Annotated in this window: 3 protein-coding genes; all 3 read left to right on the top strand. The window is 47.8% G+C overall.

The genetic code is table 11. The features are described from left to right. Window positions 1-777, top strand: a 777-nt coding sequence (locus ACLOR3_RS09145) for a V-type ATPase subunit (protein ID WP_412037160.1), incomplete at its 5' end; no start/stop codon positions are given. After that, window positions 767-1,087, top strand: a complete 321-nt coding sequence (locus ACLOR3_RS09140; protein WP_048717121.1) for a V-type ATP synthase subunit F — start codon at window positions 767-769, stop codon at window positions 1,085-1,087. The genes ACLOR3_RS09145 and ACLOR3_RS09140, both read left to right, overlap by 11 nt. Beyond that, window positions 1,084-1,397: GNAT family N-acetyltransferase (locus ACLOR3_RS09135; protein WP_497868049.1), on the top strand; the 314-nt coding region annotated here is incomplete at its 3' end. The genes ACLOR3_RS09140 and ACLOR3_RS09135, both read left to right, overlap by 4 nt.

The raw sequence follows: 1,397 nt of genomic DNA, 5'->3' as shown, positions 1-1,397 counted from the left end.
GCTCCGAACCCTGCGGTGGTCGACCTCTTTGCCCTCAAGTACACCTATCACAATCTCAAGGTCTTCTTGAAAGAGCGAGCAACGGGGCGGGATTTGAACTTCCTATTATTGGATGCAGGTCCCTATTCCTTAGCAGTTCTTGAACAAGTAGCCAAGACCTTTTCTTCAGAGAACTGCCCAGAGTTTATGGCTCAAGAAGTCGCAGCAACCTGGCAGGAATATGTCGACTATCAGGATATTCGGGTTCTGGAGATCGGCATGGATCTGGCTTACTTTGATCATCTCAAATGCTTGGCGAAAGATCTGGACCATCCACTTTTAAAATCCTTGGTCACCTTGACCATTGATTGTTACAATGTCATCACAGTTGAACGAGCCCTCAGTTTGAAAAAGCCGAACAGCTTTATGAAGCAACTCTTGTCCGATGCAGGGACCTTCTCAGCAAGAGAAGTCATCCAGTGCGTCGAGCAGGGCAACCTCATCAGTTGGTTCCAACAAGTCAATCCCTTGCCTTATGATGTGGAATTGACACAGTATGAGGAGCAGATGCGAGCAGGCAGAGTAACTGCTGAGACAGTGGAATACCTGGAGCATGTGCTTAAGTACCGAATATTGGAACAAGCTTCATTTGAGATAGACGGGCCCTTACCTTTAGCTCGCTATCTCTTTGGAAAAGAGCTGGAGGTGAAGAACCTTCGTTTGGTCTTGACGGGTCTGGATAATCAGCTCCCGATTGACAAAATAAAAGAAAGGATGAGACCAATCTATGGCCAGTAAAACGCAAAAAATTGCCGTTGTGGGAAACCGTGATGCCATCCTTCCTTTTCAAATGATTGGCTTTCAGACCTTTCCCGTAGCAGAGGCTCAGGAAACCATCAATACCTTACGTCACTTGAGCCAAGAAGATTTTGGCATCATCTATCTGACGGAGGATATGGCTCAGGAAATCCCAGATACCATTGCCCACTATGATCGCCAAGTAACCCCAGCCGTCATCTTGATCCCTACTCATAAGGGAACGACTGGACTGGGACGGCAACGCATTCGCGATAATGTCGAAAAAGCGGTAGGACAGGATATTTTATGAGAACAAATGAATTTGGTCAAGCGATTGGAGATGCACTGCCGGATTTTACACTGGGGCGCTTGCCAGCTATTGAGCGGATCGAGGGTCGCTATACCGTAATTGAGCGCCTGTCAAAAGAAAAACACGGGGCGGATCTTTATCAGGTCTACGGGCCAGCCTCCCCAGCAGCTATGTGGACCTATCTGTTCAAAGGCCCTGCCCGAAATGAAGAGGAGTGGGACCGCTTATTAGATGATCTCATGGCAGCCCAAGGTCGCTTTTACTATGCGATTGTAGACAAAGATTCAGGCAAGGCTTTGGGGACTTTCTC

Source organism: Streptococcus intestinihominis (genome assembly GCF_046824975.1).
Classification (GTDB): Bacteria; Bacillota; Bacilli; order Lactobacillales; family Streptococcaceae; genus Streptococcus.
This window is presented reverse-complemented; position numbering and strand designations above follow the sequence as displayed.